This is a genomic window from Paenibacillus sp. Z6-24 (genome assembly GCF_054161335.1).
The window spans coordinates 3,863,993-3,879,682 of the sequence record NZ_CP096398.1 but is presented as its reverse complement, the minus strand read 5'-3'; the positions used below and the strand labels follow the sequence as shown (position 1 = coordinate 3,879,682).

14 protein-coding genes and 1 pseudogene are annotated in these 15,690 nt (G+C 48.8%); 13 read left to right on the top strand and 2 right to left on the bottom strand.

Going from position 1 to position 15,690, the window contains the following annotated elements; all coding sequences use genetic code 11:
• The 5 genes and pseudogenes from M1D61_RS16860 to M1D61_RS16840 all read left to right on the top strand — a co-directional run bounded on the left by M1D61_RS16860 (position 1) and on the right by M1D61_RS16840 (position 2,483).
• The gene (locus M1D61_RS16860) at positions 1-339 is read left to right on the top strand and encodes a hypothetical protein (RefSeq protein ID WP_458119780.1); all 339 of its coding nucleotides are present in this window, start codon (positions 1-3) and stop codon (positions 337-339) included.
• A 121-nt stretch (positions 340-460) separates the two neighbouring features.
• Positions 461-679 carry a CD1375 family protein gene (locus M1D61_RS16855; protein ID WP_458119779.1) on the top strand — a complete coding sequence of 73 codons (219 nt, stop codon included), beginning with the start codon at positions 461-463 and terminating at the stop codon, positions 677-679.
• Between the two features lie 32 nt (positions 680-711).
• A pseudogene (locus M1D61_RS16850) lies at positions 712-1,110 on the top strand (phage holin family protein); the annotation flags it as partial.
• A 118-nt stretch (positions 1,111-1,228) separates the two neighbouring features.
• On the top strand, positions 1,229-2,182 hold the full coding sequence (locus M1D61_RS16845) for a glycoside hydrolase family 25 protein (protein ID WP_458119778.1): 954 nt from the start codon (positions 1,229-1,231) through the stop codon (positions 2,180-2,182).
• Positions 2,183-2,204: 22 nt separating this feature from the next.
• Positions 2,205-2,483 (top strand): holin, encoded by a 279-nt coding sequence (locus M1D61_RS16840; RefSeq protein ID WP_458119777.1) that lies wholly within the window; start codon positions 2,205-2,207, stop codon positions 2,481-2,483.
• A 306-nt stretch (positions 2,484-2,789) separates the two neighbouring features.
• Here the strand turns inward: M1D61_RS16840 and M1D61_RS16835 are convergent, their stop codons facing one another.
• Positions 2,790-4,619 carry a 5'-nucleotidase C-terminal domain-containing protein gene (locus M1D61_RS16835; RefSeq protein WP_458119776.1) on the bottom strand — a complete coding sequence of 610 codons (1,830 nt, stop codon included), beginning with the start codon at positions 4,617-4,619 and terminating at the stop codon, positions 2,790-2,792.
• A 462-nt stretch (positions 4,620-5,081) separates the two neighbouring features.
• On the opposite strand from M1D61_RS16835, the gene M1D61_RS16830 reads away from it, so the two are divergent.
• The 5 genes from M1D61_RS16830 to M1D61_RS16810 all read left to right on the top strand — a co-directional run bounded on the left by M1D61_RS16830 (position 5,082) and on the right by M1D61_RS16810 (position 11,529).
• On the top strand, positions 5,082-6,722 hold the full coding sequence (locus M1D61_RS16830; RefSeq protein ID WP_458119775.1) for an ABC transporter substrate-binding protein: 1,641 nt from the start codon (positions 5,082-5,084) through the stop codon (positions 6,720-6,722).
• A 105-nt stretch (positions 6,723-6,827) separates the two neighbouring features.
• Entirely contained in the window at positions 6,828-7,832 is a 1,005-nt protein-coding gene (locus M1D61_RS16825; RefSeq protein ID WP_458119774.1) for an ABC transporter permease, read from the top strand.
• A gap of 11 nt (positions 7,833-7,843) precedes the next feature.
• Positions 7,844-8,740: a nickel transporter permease gene (gene nikC / locus M1D61_RS16820; protein ID WP_046213105.1), complete on the top strand. Its 897-nt coding sequence runs from the start codon at positions 7,844-7,846 to the stop codon at positions 8,738-8,740.
• Between the two features lie 237 nt (positions 8,741-8,977).
• Positions 8,978-10,396, top strand: a complete 1,419-nt coding sequence (locus M1D61_RS16815) for a deoxyguanosinetriphosphate triphosphohydrolase family protein (RefSeq protein ID WP_458119773.1) — start codon at positions 8,978-8,980, stop codon at positions 10,394-10,396.
• Between the two features lie 212 nt (positions 10,397-10,608).
• Positions 10,609-11,529, top strand: coding sequence for an MsnO8 family LLM class oxidoreductase (locus tag M1D61_RS16810; RefSeq protein WP_458119772.1), 921 nt, complete (start codon positions 10,609-10,611; stop codon positions 11,527-11,529).
• A gap of 196 nt (positions 11,530-11,725) precedes the next feature.
• Here M1D61_RS16810 and M1D61_RS16805 read toward each other — a convergent pair whose 3' ends face one another.
• On the bottom strand, positions 11,726-12,679 hold the full coding sequence (locus M1D61_RS16805) for a D-2-hydroxyacid dehydrogenase (RefSeq protein WP_458119771.1): 954 nt from the start codon (positions 12,677-12,679) through the stop codon (positions 11,726-11,728).
• Positions 12,680-12,991: 312 nt separating this feature from the next.
• On the opposite strand from M1D61_RS16805, the gene thpR reads away from it, so the two are divergent.
• The 3 genes from thpR to M1D61_RS16790 all read left to right on the top strand — a co-directional run bounded on the left by thpR (position 12,992) and on the right by M1D61_RS16790 (position 15,481).
• Positions 12,992-13,564 carry an RNA 2',3'-cyclic phosphodiesterase gene (gene thpR, locus M1D61_RS16800; RefSeq protein ID WP_458119770.1) on the top strand — a complete coding sequence of 191 codons (573 nt, stop codon included), beginning with the start codon at positions 12,992-12,994 and terminating at the stop codon, positions 13,562-13,564.
• 299 nt (positions 13,565-13,863) lie between these two features.
• The gene (locus M1D61_RS16795; protein WP_458119769.1) at positions 13,864-14,679 is read left to right on the top strand and encodes a cell wall hydrolase; all 816 of its coding nucleotides are present in this window, start codon (positions 13,864-13,866) and stop codon (positions 14,677-14,679) included.
• A 115-nt stretch (positions 14,680-14,794) separates the two neighbouring features.
• On the top strand, positions 14,795-15,481 hold the full coding sequence (locus M1D61_RS16790) for a metal-dependent hydrolase (protein WP_458119768.1): 687 nt from the start codon (positions 14,795-14,797) through the stop codon (positions 15,479-15,481).
• The last annotated feature ends 209 nt before the right edge of the window (positions 15,482-15,690 follow it).

Sequence of the window (15,690 nt, the reverse complement as noted above, 5' to 3'; positions counted from 1 at the left end):
ATGAAGGTTGTACCATTTGTAAATAAAGAGGGCTATTTTGTTAAAGACGTATTGGAAGATCAATCCTTTGTGGGTACTGTATTACTTGAAGATGGTTCTGGCACAATAATTGCTGAACCAGTACTGGCTGGTTTATACAAACCACGTTGGGATTTTGAAGGTAAGCAATGGGTCGAAGGGTTATCTGCTGAAGAGATTGAAAAGATTAAAAATTCTATGCCAGCTCCGGAAGCATCGGAAACGGTGGAGAAAAAGCTTACTCGTTTGGAACAAGCAGATCTGGACAATAAGGAGTTAATTGCATCGCTGTATGAAATGCTCCTGTCCAGAGAAAAATGATTTCGCACTATAATAAGTGAGAAATGAATACTTTTTTATGCCAGTGTCGAGAGACTGCCGAATAGAAGTGTCTATTTCAGAAAACTTATAAAATACAGCAAGCTGAAAGAGGTATCCACCGGTGGAGAACTGGTACAAGGATCACCTCTTTTATTTTGCCTTATGGACTTTGGAGAAGGGAGATGAATATGTCATGAATGAAATGACATTAAAGCTGTTTGCATCCACATATGTTGCCCTGATTCTTGCGGGTCGGCGCGATATCAGCGATGTACCAGCCAACCTGTTAGCTTATGTGCAGGCCGACCTAGATATAGTAGATAGTAGTAGTCCTTCATAAGAATTAAACGACAGAGAAAGGAGCAGAAGGGGATGGGGGAGCCGTGGCCGCAAATCATCAAGGTAATCTCGACAGCGTATGGTGCTGCTGTAGGCTACCTGTTTGGGGGTTGGGATGTGTTGATTAACTTATTGTTGGTACTTGTCATTGTGGATTGGTTCTCCGGGTGGGCGGCTGCCTGGATGAGGGGCGAATTAAAAAGCAGGGTTGGATTCAAAGGAATTATCCGCAAAGTCGCGATTTTCGTCGTCGTGTCCATTGCACACTTCATTGATCAGGCACTTGGGAGTTTGCATTACTTCCAGGATGCCGTGATCTTTTTTTATCTGGCGAATGAATTGCTCTCGGTGATCGAGAACGCCGGCAAAATGGGACTGCCAATGCCGAATATTTTGCGAAACGCCGTGCATATTTTTGAATCGAAAAATACGCCGCCGGAGAATCCGATGCTGATCGATGAAGCCCAGCCGGAAGCCGTCAAGGAAATCAAAGAAAACAAGGAAAATAAAGAAAGCCAGATCGACCATAATCAGGAGGAGGATACCCGGGATGCAGGCGAGAAACAAGCGTAATGCCCAGGGCATAGACGTCTCCCACTGGCAGGGCAGCATTAACTGGAATCAGGTCCGGGCAGATGGCCGGCAGTTTGTGTTCGTCAAAGCCAGTGAAGGGACGAGCTACCGGGATAACCGGTTTATCACCAATATTCAGGGCGCCCGCGCAGCAGGAATGCTGGTGGGCGCCTATCATTTTCTGAATGCACAAAGTACTGCAGCCGCGCAGCGGGAAGCTGCTCATTTTATTGAGTGCCTGAACATGGTAGGCGGAGCCCAAAGTCTGGATCTGCCGCCGGTAATGGATTATGAGGATAATCCGGGCAAGCTGAATCCCAGTCAGATCACTGCGATCGCACTTGCTTTTCTGCAGGAAGTGGAACGCCTGGGAGGCCGCCGTCCGATATTGTATACCGGCAACGCTTTTGCGACCCGGTTTGGCAGGAGTCTAAGCGATTATGATCTATGGATCGCCCGCTACAGCAATACCCGGGTGCCGGATGACTGTACCGCCTGGCAGCGCTGGGATTTCTGGCAGTATACCGATTCGGGACAGGTCCAAGGAATTCAGGGCGGCGTTGATCTAAATGAATACCATGGCACGCTCATTGAGCTGCAGACGAGATATGCAAATAACAGCAACCAGGGAGATGAAGAAGCAATGACCGCAGAGGAAAAGAAAGCTTTTGCTGCGCTGGAAGCCCTCGTCAAAACACAGGCAGACCGGATCGCGTCCCTGACCGACAGCCGGGATATGCTCAAGTCCAGCATTAGCAACATGGACAGCCGGCTCCAGCAGGTCGAGCAGAGCCGAAGGATGGCAATTCCGGACTGGGCGCAGGAAGCTGTCAATCAGGCGGTGGCTGCAGGGATTGTGGATGATCCGGAAGGCGGCAGCTATGACTTTTACCGCCTGATTACCGTAATGTACCGCAAAGGACTCATTTAACCAAACGAAAGGAGAATGCGATATGGAACTGTTTGATGATGTACTGACTTTTGCTTCGACACTGGCTGTAATTATTCTGGCACTCGTCCAGATGGTCAAAACAGCGCTGACTATTCCCAAAAATCTGCTACCCGTTATCGGCATGCTGATTGGGTTGCTGATTGCTGCAGCGGCATACTCATTTACCGAGCTGGATCTGGTTGCCCGCTTGTGGGCAGGTGGGCTAGCCGGATTGTCGGCGACCGGGCTGTTTGAACTGGCGTTCAATCCGAAAAATGGAACTACCCGAGAGAGCCGCTAAACGGCAGGTGGAGATGTCACTTGATCTTTGTTATCTAAAATGTATATGTATAGGAAGGATGCACAAAGTTTTATATCCAGTGACTGTACAAACCGTTTCATTGAAACAGCAAAAAAAGACCTGGCGCGTATAGCCAGGTCCTTTTTTTGTGCTAACTATTAACTTCAACATACATAGTACTTGGCGTGTTGATTCTACTCCTATACTGCACAGTTGAATGGTGTAATTCCAATACGGGTGGTTGAATCGCATAATATCGCACCATGCCTGTACTGCCAACTCGAACGTTACGTGCAGTAGAGCTGCTTATGAAGCATCCGGCAGTTCAAGCTTCTGGCCCGGATAGATCCAGTGCGCGTTAGTCAGGTCATTGGCATCGCGCAACTGCTGCCAGGTTGTGCCGTGCTTTTTGGCGATGGAGTACAGGGTATCGCCATTTTTCACTACATATACATCGGTATCGGCACTTGCTGCAGGAGCAGCAGGCTTGGCTGGAGCAGCCGGTTTGGCAGTGGCTGGTTTGTCAGCTGGAGCAGGTACAGGCTTGACGCTGCTGCCTGGCGCTGCTGCTGCCGTAATACGATTCTCTGAAGCTGGCATATTCACACTGCCCAGAGACTGCATATGCTGGATCAGTGCTTCATCGAGTGTGCCGTACGTTCCGGTCTGCTGCTTGCCGAGGAACATTTTGTATTCGTCGCCGCCGGCTACGAGGAAGTCATTCGTAGCGACATTGTACGTTTTGTTCAGATCCAGTGGTGCGCCGGCTACCGTTACGGAGTGGACACGGCTGCCTGCCGGTTTGGCAGGGTCGATTTTGTATGTGATTCCCGATACATGGGCAAAGGCGCCTTTGGCGGTTGGATAATCGGTTGCCCCATTTTCCAGTGCAGCCAGAATGTCAGCGCCGGTCACATCAATGGAAATGACCAGGTTACCAAATGGCAGAACGGTAACCACATCGCCTTTGGTGACCGATCCGGCATCGATCGACGCGCGGATACCGCCGCCGTTGGTGATCGCTGCATCTGCACCCGACACGGTACGCATCGCGTCAGTGATCAGATCGCCCAGATTCGTCTCGCCTGTGCGGACTTTCTCACGGGAACCATCCAGCAGTACGGAAGACTTGGCGACTTCTTCATTCAGGATCGACTCCTGGGAAGACTGGATCGAAGTGATTAGGCTGGCTACTTCCGGGTCGGGAGTTACACTGGCAGCCGCTTTCTCATCCAGAGTGTAGGCTTCTTTTTTGGTTACATCGCCTTTGTCGACCCACAGATCGATCACGCCCAGATGCTCACCATATTCACCGGTGCTGGCGATCAGCGTATTATTTTCCATCTGACCGTTTTCCAGCAGGGTGTGGCTGTGACCATCGATGAATACATCAATGCCCGGTACCGCTTTGACAATATCGATACTTGTCTGCTCGGTGGACTGGTCCATACCGATATGACCCATCGCTACGATCACATCAACTTTACCCTGCAGCTCGGCGACCATTTTGCGGGCAGCTTCGGTAGGATCGGTAAAGTTAACATTGGTTACGTTATTCGGATTGGTTTTGTAGGCGGTTTCCGGTGTTGTCAGACCGAAGAAACCGATTTTCACGCCATTAACTTCACGAATGATATAAGGCTCGAAAGGCGCTGTTCCGGTGTCCTTTTGGGTGAGGTTCGCGGAGATGAACGGGAAGTTGGCCATTTTGGACAGTTCCAGCAGACGCTCATACCCGTAATCGAATTCATGGTTGCCCGGTGTCAGGGCAGCAAAGCCCATTTCGTTCATGACTTTGATAATACTCTCGCCGCGCACAAGTGTAGCGAATGAAGTACCGTGTACTGCATCCCCATCATCAAGCAGCAGAGTATTCGGATTCGCTTGACGATACAGATCGGCGAGTCCGGCAATTTTGGCGAGACCCATCGAAGGTGTCTCTTCCAGGGCATGGGCATGAACGTCGTTCGTATGTAAAAGAGTGATATGCGTACCTGTTCCCGCATCCTGCTCCGCTTGCTGTCTGATGCCTTCCACTGTAAGAGCGGATGGAGCAGCAGCATTGACCAGACTGGACATGTTCAGAGTGAACATTGCTGACACAGCCAGGCTAAAAATCATTTTTTTCGTTACCATAAGTATAATATGCCTCCCCTTTTGCTTAATACCACTTTATTCTAGCAGTATTTTATTAAAAGTGTTACTACCTTTGGTAAGTTTATTTGTTAAAAACATAATAAATTATCATAATTATGATAAAAAATGCATAATAAATAATGAAATATTACCTAACTATAAAAATCCTATAGATCAAAATGTTCGACTCTGGAAATGGAAGCGGATACTATATAGCATATATCCTTATAGATGCATCAAAAAGACGAATATGTATCGAAAACTGTCGTTTGATGTTAGTTATTAAAATAAAAAAGAGGATTATTGTAAAAATTCATTGCCAAACACGACATCATAATGTAAATTAAATTCATCCTGTGGTCAATTCCAATTCCTTCTATCTATAACAATATACATATAGATGAAAAAGATATTAGGGTATAAATTGGGTTGAACACGATTTCGCCATTCAGAAGGGAGCCAATGCTTATGAGAAAAAGTTGGACAATGATGCTCACACTGGTTTTATCGTTTGTACTAATCCTGTCCGGATGCAGTGGCAATAACGATTCTGCAGCACCGGCCGCTTCCGAGTCGGGTGGAGAAGCAGCTGGCGGTGGCACTCTCATCGTGGGCCGCGGCGGCGATTCAGCTGCACTGGATCCATCGATCGTAACGGATGGGGAGTCTCTCAAGATTGCCCAGCAGGTTTTTGATCCTTTGCTTGCGTATAAATCAGGCACGACCGAAGTGGAACCAGCCCTCGCAGAGAGCTGGACTATTTCCGATGACGGTCTGACTTACACGTTCAAGCTGCGCCAGGGTGTAAAATTCCATGATGGTACGGATTTTAATGCGGATGCGGTTGTATTCAACTTTAACCGTTGGAACGATCCGAATAGTGAATTCAAGTTTGAAGGCGATTCTTTCGACTATTATGATTCCATGTTCGGTCCGGAAGAAGCCCGCGTGATCAAAAGTGTAAAAGCCGTAGATGCTTCTACTGTGGAATTCCAACTGAACCAACCTCAAGCTCCTTTCCTGCAAAATCTGGCTATGCCTCCATTCTCTATTGCCAGTCCTGCCGCTGTTGAAAAAGAAAAAGAAAATTTCAAATCGAATCCTGTAGGTACCGGCCCGTTCGTATTCAAGGAATGGAAGCGCAGCGATTCGATCACACTCGATAAAAATCCGAACTACTGGCAGCAGGGTCTGCCGAAGGTTGATCAGGTAATTGTCCGTTCCATTCCGGATAACACTGCTCGCTTCAACGCACTGCAAAACGGCGAGATCGACCTGATGGAAGATCTGAGCCCTGACAATCTGGCGACGCTGGAAAGCAACCCGGATCTGCAGAAATTCAACCGCCCACCTTTCAACGTAGCCTATCTGGGTTTCAATACAACCAAAAAACCATTTGACGATCCAAAAGTACGTGTGGCATTAAACCATGCTGTTGATAAAAAAGGCATCATTGACGCGTTCTTTGCCGGTCAGGCAGAACCAGCCGTTAACCCGATCCCGCCAACCCTGTGGGGCTATAACAAAGAGATCGAAGATTATCCATTTGATCTTGCCAAAGCGAAGCAGCTGCTGGCAGATGCCGGTTATCCAAACGGAATCGATCAGGAACTGACTTTCTACGCCATGCCGGTGTCCCGTCCGTATATGCCGGATGGACGTAAAGTGGCTGAAGTCATTCAAGCCAGTTTTGCCCAAATCGGTGTGAAAGTATCGATCCAGTCTCCGGAGTGGGCGACCTATCTGGATGATCTGAGCAAAGGGGAAAAAGACGATCTGTTCATCATCGGCTGGACCGGTGATAATGGTGACCCGGATAACTTCTTCTACCCGCTGCTCGATAAAGACTCTATCGGTGGCAATAACTACAGCCAGTATGTCAGCGAGCCGCTGCACAAATTACTGGTACAGGCACAGCAGGAGACCGATCAGGATGCACGTGCCAAGTTGTATGAACAGGCTCAGGTCATTATCAAGGAAGATGCACCGTGGGTACCGCTTGTCCATTCCACGCCGTTATTGGCCGCAACTTCCAAACTGAAAGGCTATACGCCTTCACCAACAGGTTCGGAGCCGTATGCGGACATTTATATGGAACAGTAATACGTAAATAAGCAAAAAGAATCAATACAGTTGAAATGACATGCTGCCGATTTTGCAGTCATGTCATTTCACTGTACAAATGAACGTATGGCAGGTGATGAACGCATGGGTTCCTATATTACAAAACGTCTGCTCGTACTGATCCCTGTACTGCTGGGCATGACGCTGATTGTATTTTCGATTATACATGCCATTCCCGGTGACCCGGCGGATACCATCCTCGGAGACAAGGCGACCGAGCAATCCAAGCAGGCACTGCGTGAACAGCTGGGACTGGATCGGCCGTGGCTGGAACAGTACTTTGCCTATCTCGGTGATCTGCTGACCGGTGATCTGGGTAATTCCATCCGCACCCGTGAGCCGATTGCGGAGGAGATTGGCCCTTATCTGGCCGCTACCATGGAACTGACTGTGGCGAGTATGCTATTTGCCATTATTATTGGGGTAAATGCAGGGATTGTGAGTGCATGGAAGCGTAATTCCTGGTTTGACTACATTTGTATGCTGATCGCGCTGGTCGGGGTATCGATGCCGATTTTCTGGCTGGGATTAATGGAGCAGTGGATTTTTGCAAACGAACTGCGCTGGCTGCCTTCGATCGGAAGGATGAATCAGCGTGATCCGATGGAGTCGATTACCGGATTCTATGTATTTGATGCCATGATCTCCGGGCAGTGGTCCCAACTGTGGACAGTAATGAAGCACCTCATTCTTCCATCGATTGCGCTAGGTACGATTCCGATGGCCGTTATTGCACGGATGACCCGTTCCAGTATGCTGGAAGTAATGCAGTCCGATTATATTCGCACAGCCAAAGCCAAAGGAATCTCCAAATTCCTCGTTATCTACAAGCATGGTCTCAAAAATGCATTTATCCCTGTGTTGACCGTTATCGGTATTCAGACAGGGGCGCTGCTCGGCGGTGCGGTATTGACCGAGACGATCTTCGCCTGGCCGGGCGTGGGACGATACATTTATGAAGCAATCAGTAACCGCGATTATCCGGTCATCCAATCGGGAATTCTGATTATTGCGGTTATGTTCGTGATTATCAATCTGCTGGTGGATCTGCTCTATGCATTATTTGATCCGCGCATCCAGTACAAGTAAGAGGTGAGAATATGACACAGGCATCACTGGATACGGGGTCGGGAGCACAGCTCAAAGAAATCAAATCAGGACCATGGCGGGATGGCATTCGCCTGTTTATGCGCAACAAGACAGCGGTAGTCGGACTGGTCATAGTACTCTTTTTCGTCCTGCTGGCGTTGCTGGCACCGCTGATTACGCCTTATGATTATACCGCTCAGGTACTGTCGGAGCGGCTGCAGTCGCCATCGGCTGAGCATTGGTTCGGTACGGATGATCTGGGACGGGATATATTCACGAGAACGATCTATGGAGCACGCATTTCCCTTTGGGTTGGTCTGCTGTCTGTCGTCGGTTCGATTATTATCGGTACACTGCTGGGGCTGCTGGCCGGATTTTACGGCAAATGGATCGACATGATCATTTCCCGGTTCTTCGATATTCTGCTCGCTTTCCCGGGAATTCTGCTGGCGATTGCAATTGTAGCCATTCTGGGGCCTTCCCTGCAGAATGCGCTGTATGCGATTGCGATTGTAAACATACCGACCTATGGACGACTGGTTCGTGCACGTGTTCTATCGCTTCGCCAGGAAGAATTCGTCACAGCAGCGCGGGCAATTGGAGTCGGCGATTCACGGATTCTGCTGAAGCATATTTTGCCAAACAGCCTGACGCCGATCATTGTACAGGGAACCCTCGGTGTAGCAACGGCGATTATTGAAGCCGCCGGGCTTGGCTTCCTCGGACTGGGTGCTCAACCGCCTGATCCGGAGTGGGGGAAAATGCTGTCGGATTCCCGCCAATTTATCCAAACCGCGCCATGGACGGTCATCTTCCCGGGTCTTTGCATTTTGCTGACATCGCTCGGGTTTAACCTGATGGGGGATGGGCTGCGCGATACCTTCGATCCGAAGCTCAAAAACCAGTAATCATAACCTTATAAGAAAGAATACATCAATCCGGATCATCAGGTCCGGATTTTTTCTTCTATAATATAGGCCCTAAAATGAAGTGCAGCAGAGCAGCTGAAAAAGGTTAAATAAAAGCGTGAGAGAATACGGACCATAAGCGCACAGACAGGATATCCTTCCCTACAGGCTGAAAAATGTGTATAATCACTCCAATCCGACACATTGAATAATGCAGAAAATATAGGAGAACATGATATGGATAAATTTGCAGAATTAAAATCATTGCGTGAGCATCGTCAATATGAGGAAGACAAACATGAAGCTTCCCGTGAAGCATACGAGCGGGACTATTCCCGGCTGATTCATTCCCCGACATTCCGCCGGCTGCAGGGCAAATCCCAGGTATTCGGAGCAGGTACCGGCGATTATTATCGCACACGGCTAACCCATTCCCTGGAAGTGGCCCAGATTGCCAGACAGGCAGCCAAAAGCCTGCTCAGTCGTTACCCGGAGATTGATGAACAGCGGGCAGACAGTCCCGGTCTGATTATCCATCCCGAAGTGGTGGAGTGCGCTTCAATCGCTCATGACTTCGGGCATCCGCCATTTGGACACAAAGGCGAAGAAGTACTCGCTCATATTCTGGAAGACTGGATCGAGCAGAAAACCGCCGAAGCGCTGCAGGGCAAAGTGGTCACCGAAGAAGAGCGGGAGCAGATCCATTTGCAGATCCGTGAGAAATACGAGCATTTCGAAGGCAATGCACATAATTTCCGGTTGATTATGTTCCTGGAGAAAAGGGAAAATCTCGATGGCCTGAATCTGTGCGATGCCGTGCTGCTCGGTATTAACAAATATCCATATTCCGGCATGGTCAACAAAAAAGGATTGTACCAGCGCGAATGGCAGTATATTCGCCAGATTCGCCAGGCATGGGGAATTCCTGACGGCAAGACCACGCTGGAAGCGCAGCTGATGGATCTGTGCGATGATATCGCCTATTCAGCGCATGATCTGGAAGATGGCATCAAGGCAGGCAAGATAGAGGTGCATGAACACTTCATGCATGATCCCCATATTCGCCACCTGATTATGGAGAAGATTACGACGCTGGAAGATCGTTTCTGGAGAGGGTGGAACAATCAGCAGATCGAAGCCAAAGTCGATGAAGTGCTGAATGCGTATCTGCGGGTATGGCGGGAGAAGCTGCCGACATGCGGACTGGATTACTCGCGTACCCGCCGCGAGGTCAAAGCGTACTGGGTGAACCATTTTGTCAGCCAGCTGGGCGTGATCGAAGATCAGGATTGGAAAAAGGTCACCTTTGTCTATGCTAACAGGGAAGACGAGGATATGCTGCGTACGGTGAGCGTACTCAAAAGTTTTGCCTGGGTGACCATGATTCGTGATCTGCGGGTACAGCGTCTGCAAAAGCGCAGCGAATGGATCATCCGCCGTCTATGGAAAGCCTTTGTCGACCAGGAGACGTCCATGGCAATCATGCCGCCGGATTGGCTGCAGCGGTTTGAACATGATCAGGCCAGTCCCGAGCCGGTATGGACATGGGAGCGCATGATTATCGATTATATCGCTGGCATGACCGACGCATTTGCCGAGAAAATCTATAACGAACTGTACGGACTCAAAGTCGGCTCCATCTACGATGTGGACTGACCGCTGTGAAGTCTCTAAGCTTCGATTTAATGTTCCCTGTATGATGAACGGACTAAAATGGGTTGGCTTGGTTGTAATACAGGGAATTTTGCCTGAAGTTCAACAAATTTCAGACGACTTTCTACTATTAAAATGTATGTATGCAATTGAACGTTATACATCTGGAATATACATCCGGATCCTATCGCAAAATGAACAAAGGAGGTGCATCCATGACTTACGAAAAACTACCTCTTGGCATACTGGATATGTCACCCGCACTGGAAGGAGCGTCGGTAGAAGCTGCGCTTGAACGTTCGGTGCAGCTGGCGATTATGGCAGAGAATTCGGGCTATCATCGCTTCTGGTTATCCGAACATCATGATATGGCCCAGTTGGCCTGTACGGCTCCCGAAATCCTGCTGGCTCATATCGGTGCACGTACTTCCTCTATCCGCCTCGGAGCCGGAGCGGTGCTGCTGCCGCATTATCGTCCAATGAAAGTAGCCGAGACGTTTCGCATGCTGGGGGCCTTGTATCCGGGACGCATCGATCTGGGCATCGGACGTGCTCCGGGCGGCTCGGCACATGCGGCGATCGCACTCAGCGGCAATTACTTATCCCATGTGGCACAGATGCCAGAGTTGGTCAGGGACCTGCGCAGTCTTTTGCAGGATGAGTACAAGGTGGAAGAGACGCCGGTGCTGGCACGTCCCCAGCCGGTCTACCCACTGGAATTTTGGATGCTCGGCACCAACCGCAAAAGTGCCGTTCTGGCAGCGCAGAACGGGACGGGTTATGTATTCGGCTATTTTATGAGCGGAAGCGATGGGGTAGCGGCCGTTCAGCAGTACCGGGAGCACTTTGAGCCTTCACGTCTACATCCACAGCCCAGAGTCATCCTGGCTGTGCGTGTCATTGCCGGCCATACCGATCAGGAAGCCGAACGGTTATATGAGCGCTGGAAAAGTTCACCGGCAGGAATTGCTTCCATTGGTGAAGAGATTCCTCCGCCGATCGTAGGTGGAAAAGAGTCCGTCTGGCAGCAATTTCAGGAACTATGCCTAAAATATAGGGCGGATGAACTACTATTAATTTGCCCGCTGAATCGTTATCAAGAACGCATTAACGTCTATGAATCAATTGTCTCATAGGCACCGTCATCCGGTTGATTTCCGATGTCGAAAAATAGAAAAAAACATATTTATTACATGTAATAATTGAATATGCGGTTCAATTTAACTATAAAAACCGGGGGATGATCCTGATTTATAATTGAAAAGAGACGATTCGTGAAGGAAGAATCGTCTCTTTTTTCTATACATCAATGTCTACATATACATACTGGAATTAGTATTGTCTGCTATAATCCACCAGATTAACCGGCAGCGTCTGACCGGCTTGATAAGCTTTGAGATTTTCGACGAAAATATCGATAACACGATCGGTATAATGCTCATTGCTGCCTGCAATATGCGGCGTGATGATCACCTGTTCCATGTCCCAGAGCGGATGCTCTTCCGGCAGCGGCTCAGGTTCAAACACGTCCAGCCCTGCCCCGGCAATTCGGCTGGATTGAAGAGCATCGACAAGTGCATCCGTGTCCACAGTAGGTCCGCGGCCCACATTAATAAATATGCTGCTATTCTTCATTACTGCAAAGCGTTCTTGATTAAACAGCTTTTCGGTCTCGCCGGTAAGCGGAAGAATATTAACGATATAGTCGCCGTCACGCAACGCTTCATCCAGCTGCTCCATCGTATACATCCGGTCGATGCCATCCTGTTCCTTGCCTGAGCGCCGCACACCTATTGTCCGCATGCCGAATGCTTTAGCCAGCCGGGCAGTACCTGCTCCGATATTTCCGACACCAACGATAACGATCGTCTTGCCATGCAGTTCGGTAAAGGTGCCGCTCTCGTCCCAGGCATGTTTTTCCTGATTGCGAACAGCCCGGTACAGATTGCGTGAAAATGCAAGCATATAGGCAAAAATCTGTTCCGAGATCGGGATCGTATGCACGCCGTTCGCACTGGTAAGCAGTACCTGCTTCTGTTCCAGCTGCTCCATCGGCATTTTATCCACACCTGCTGACCAGGTCTGTATCCATTTCACCGGACATTGATCCGACAAAATAAAATCCTGCAGCTTGCGCGACCAGCCGAGGATAATCTCGGCATCCGCCAACACGGAGTTATTGGCCTCACGAACCGGAACGGTCACGATTTCATAAGAGGATGCAGCTTGCTGTACTTTCTGTTGCTGTGACTCGCTGAGATGCTGAAGAACCACAATTTTGGACATAAATGTACCTCCCCGGTTAATGAATAATGATAATGATTAATAATGTACGTATCTTCCAAATGATAACAAATTAATATATGCAAACCAAATGATTTCCGTCAGGCCAGAGTGTACTTCACGATATTACCTGCCCTGAACCGCATCGAATCCGAAGGATCATTTCCGCTAATAGTTTTGCACTGTTTTCAAGATTAGTGTATACTGGTTGAGATCGTTCGGAACAAGTGTTCGTAAATAGTATTACACTGTAATATGAAAATGCACTTCATGCATATGAACCAAATAGAATAAACATTGAAAGGGAGTGTAAGAATGGGGACTCAGCCAGGACAGGAACGTGTATTTGCCGCTTTGCAGATTAAGGGTGAAGCAGCCCGTACGTTAGCTGCATGGAGCCGGCAAGCGCAGGAACGTTATTCTTTCCGCCGATGGACTTACGTTGAGGATCTTCACATTACACTTCAGTTTTTTGGCGATGTGGATGTAGACCGGCTGCCGCAGTTGAGTGCTGCGTTGCAGCAGGCTGCAGCTGTGGTACGGCCATTTCAGCTTCAGCTGGGTGGAGCCGGAGTGTTCGGCAATCCATCGGCGCCGCGTGTATTATGGATTGAACCGCAGGGGGATACGGATAGCCTGTACCGTTTGCAGACCGAAGTGCAGCAGATATGCATCCCGCTGGGATTTGCACCCGAGCAGCGTCCCTACCATCCGCATCTGACAGTGGCCCGCAAATATAACGGAAGCCAGCTGTTTGCCGAACTTACGCCAGAAGACCATCCGTCGCCGGACAGCTGGCTCGTTGATGAAATGGTATTATATCGGACACATCTCGGGCAGCAGCCGATGTATGATATTGCAGGCGCATTTTCGCTGTCGGGCAGATGACCAAGCCTAAATTGGCGATTTTGTCAATTTGACAAAAGTAAACAAGTTATAATAATATACTTGCTGCTGCAATCGGGCGGCATTTTATAGGGGAACAGCATGGTAATCATGCTCAAATAAGTATTGAATTCCGGAAGATCCGGAGATTCAAATTCAAGTTGGCATTGCTCCGCATCACCGGAGAGTAAATAACACTGTGAACTGAATGTGATTCAAAATTTGAATGTTGGTGTATTCAAATGGAAGGTCAAAAAGGTTACATAGGGTTAGGAGTATGCTAACAGTACTGGAGGAAGAAAATGGATTTTATTAGACGCAATCAGTGGATTACGCCTTTACTCGGCGTGCTTTTTATATTCGTTATGTCCGCCCCTTTCTGGATGGATTCCAAAATGACGAGCGAACAATCCTTTACTGAGCTGCCTGCACGGGGGGCGCAGCCAGCAGGTTCAGTTTCCCATGCTCAGAATGTCAGGACCGACACGGCATTTATGACATGGAACCACAATCACACTCAAAAGCTGATTCATCAGGTCAAGGCAGAAGAAGCTGCAGCACTCAAAGCGGAACAACATAGGAAAAAAGCTGCACAAATCAAGGCGAACACCGCTACAGCCAAGGCAAAAGCAATGCCGACGGCAGTGACGGCAAGTTCGTCCATTAGTGATTCCACCCCAACCCACTTATACTTTACTCGGACAAAGCTGCTCAGCCAGAGCAACAAATCTCAGGCTACCTGGACCTACGCATTGTCCGATAAAGAACAGCTCTTGCTTGAACGTATCGTTATGGCAGAAGCTGAAGGCGAACCGTACGAAGGCAAAGTGGCAGTCGCCAATGTTGTCTTAAACCGGCTGCGGTCCGCTAATTTCCCCGACACGATTAAAGATGTAATCTATCAGAGATATCAATTTTCTCCGGTAATGAATGGCAGATTCGAGCGTGTGACACCTAACGCTGATTCGGTAAAAGCGGTGCATGAAGCATTGGAAGGCCGCAAGGAAGTTCCGGATAATACGTATTATTTTGTGTCGCTTTCCCTGGCGACTGATTTTGATATTCCCAATACCCGAACCAAAGTGGAGCAAATTGGTCACCATACGTTTTATAAATAAGCTGCCGATTTCTGGAGCTTGTTCCGTTCTGCCCTGCTGCAGGGTTACACATCTGTGATCGATGGTGGTACAATAAACGGTGGAAAATCAATTCAATCCCGGAGGTGCTTCATCCATGAAAATCACATATTACGGTCAATCCTGTCTGCTGGTCGAAGAAGACGGCAAAAAGGTCATTATCGACCCATTCCTGTCCGGCAATCCGCAAGTCAATATTGATCTAAAAGACATCCAGGTGGATGCGGTTATTTTGACGCATGGTCACGCTGATCATTATGGTGACACGGTGGAGATTGCCCAAAATAATAATTGTCCGGTGATTGCAATCGTTGAACTGGCACAGTATGCAGCCAGCAAGGGAGCTCCTGAAGTGGTAGGCATGAACCTTGGTGGCGCCAAACAGTTTGACGGCTTCAAAGTCAAATTCACACTGGCATTCCATACGTCCTCCATCCAGGATGGCGATCAGGTCGTCTATCTTGGCGAACCGGCAGGTATCCTGCTGACGATGGGCAGCAAGACGCTGTATCATGCAGGCGATACAGCACTGTTCGGTGATATGAAACTGATCGGTGAATTGAACAAGATCGACGCAGCTGCACTGCCGATCGGCGACTTCTATACAATGGGCCCGGAAGATGCACTGCTGGCTGCAGAATGGCTCAAAGCAGGCCATGTGATTCCGGTGCATTACAATACCTTCCCGGCGATTGAGCAGGATGGAGATGCCTTTGTCGCTGAACTGCAAAAAAAAGGGCTGCAGGGTTCTGTTCTTCAGGTTGGCGAGAGTGTAGATATTTAACGGATCCGTCGGTGAACGGATTTTGAAATTCATAGAGCAGCAGCAAGGAACAGATTCATTGGATCAATAAATAGGCAGTACCAGACAATACAGAAAAAGCGCACAGCCCCATCTAACGGAGCTGTGCGCTTTTTTTCTTATGGTCAGCTGGTAGCGTACCTATCTGCTGTAGTATCCATACAGCCGGCGCCAAATGTCTGCTTTGGAAA

What these genes read in the sequence shown, in the direction of transcription:
- M1D61_RS16860 (WP_458119780.1), top strand. Translation starts at nt 1, where the DNA reads ATGAAGGTTGTACCATTTGTAAATAAAGAGGGCTATTTTGTTAAAGAC.
- M1D61_RS16845 (WP_458119778.1), top strand. Translation starts at nt 1,229, where the DNA reads ATGCAGGCGAGAAACAAGCGTAATGCCCAGGGCATAGACGTCTCCCAC.
- M1D61_RS16840 (WP_458119777.1), top strand. Translation starts at nt 2,205, where the DNA reads ATGGAACTGTTTGATGATGTACTGACTTTTGCTTCGACACTGGCTGTA.
- M1D61_RS16835 (WP_458119776.1), bottom strand. Translation starts at nt 4,619, where the DNA reads ATGGTAACGAAAAAAATGATTTTTAGCCTGGCTGTGTCAGCAATGTTC.
- M1D61_RS16830 (WP_458119775.1), top strand. Translation starts at nt 5,082, where the DNA reads ATGCTTATGAGAAAAAGTTGGACAATGATGCTCACACTGGTTTTATCG.
- M1D61_RS16825 (WP_458119774.1), top strand. Translation starts at nt 6,828, where the DNA reads ATGGGTTCCTATATTACAAAACGTCTGCTCGTACTGATCCCTGTACTG.
- nikC (WP_046213105.1), top strand. Translation starts at nt 7,844, where the DNA reads ATGACACAGGCATCACTGGATACGGGGTCGGGAGCACAGCTCAAAGAA.
- M1D61_RS16815 (WP_458119773.1), top strand. Translation starts at nt 8,978, where the DNA reads ATGGATAAATTTGCAGAATTAAAATCATTGCGTGAGCATCGTCAATAT.
- M1D61_RS16810 (WP_458119772.1), top strand. Translation starts at nt 10,609, where the DNA reads ATGACTTACGAAAAACTACCTCTTGGCATACTGGATATGTCACCCGCA.
- M1D61_RS16805 (WP_458119771.1), bottom strand. Translation starts at nt 12,679, where the DNA reads ATGTCCAAAATTGTGGTTCTTCAGCATCTCAGCGAGTCACAGCAACAG.
- thpR (WP_458119770.1), top strand. Translation starts at nt 12,992, where the DNA reads ATGGGGACTCAGCCAGGACAGGAACGTGTATTTGCCGCTTTGCAGATT.
- M1D61_RS16795 (WP_458119769.1), top strand. Translation starts at nt 13,864, where the DNA reads ATGGATTTTATTAGACGCAATCAGTGGATTACGCCTTTACTCGGCGTG.
- M1D61_RS16790 (WP_458119768.1), top strand. Translation starts at nt 14,795, where the DNA reads ATGAAAATCACATATTACGGTCAATCCTGTCTGCTGGTCGAAGAAGAC.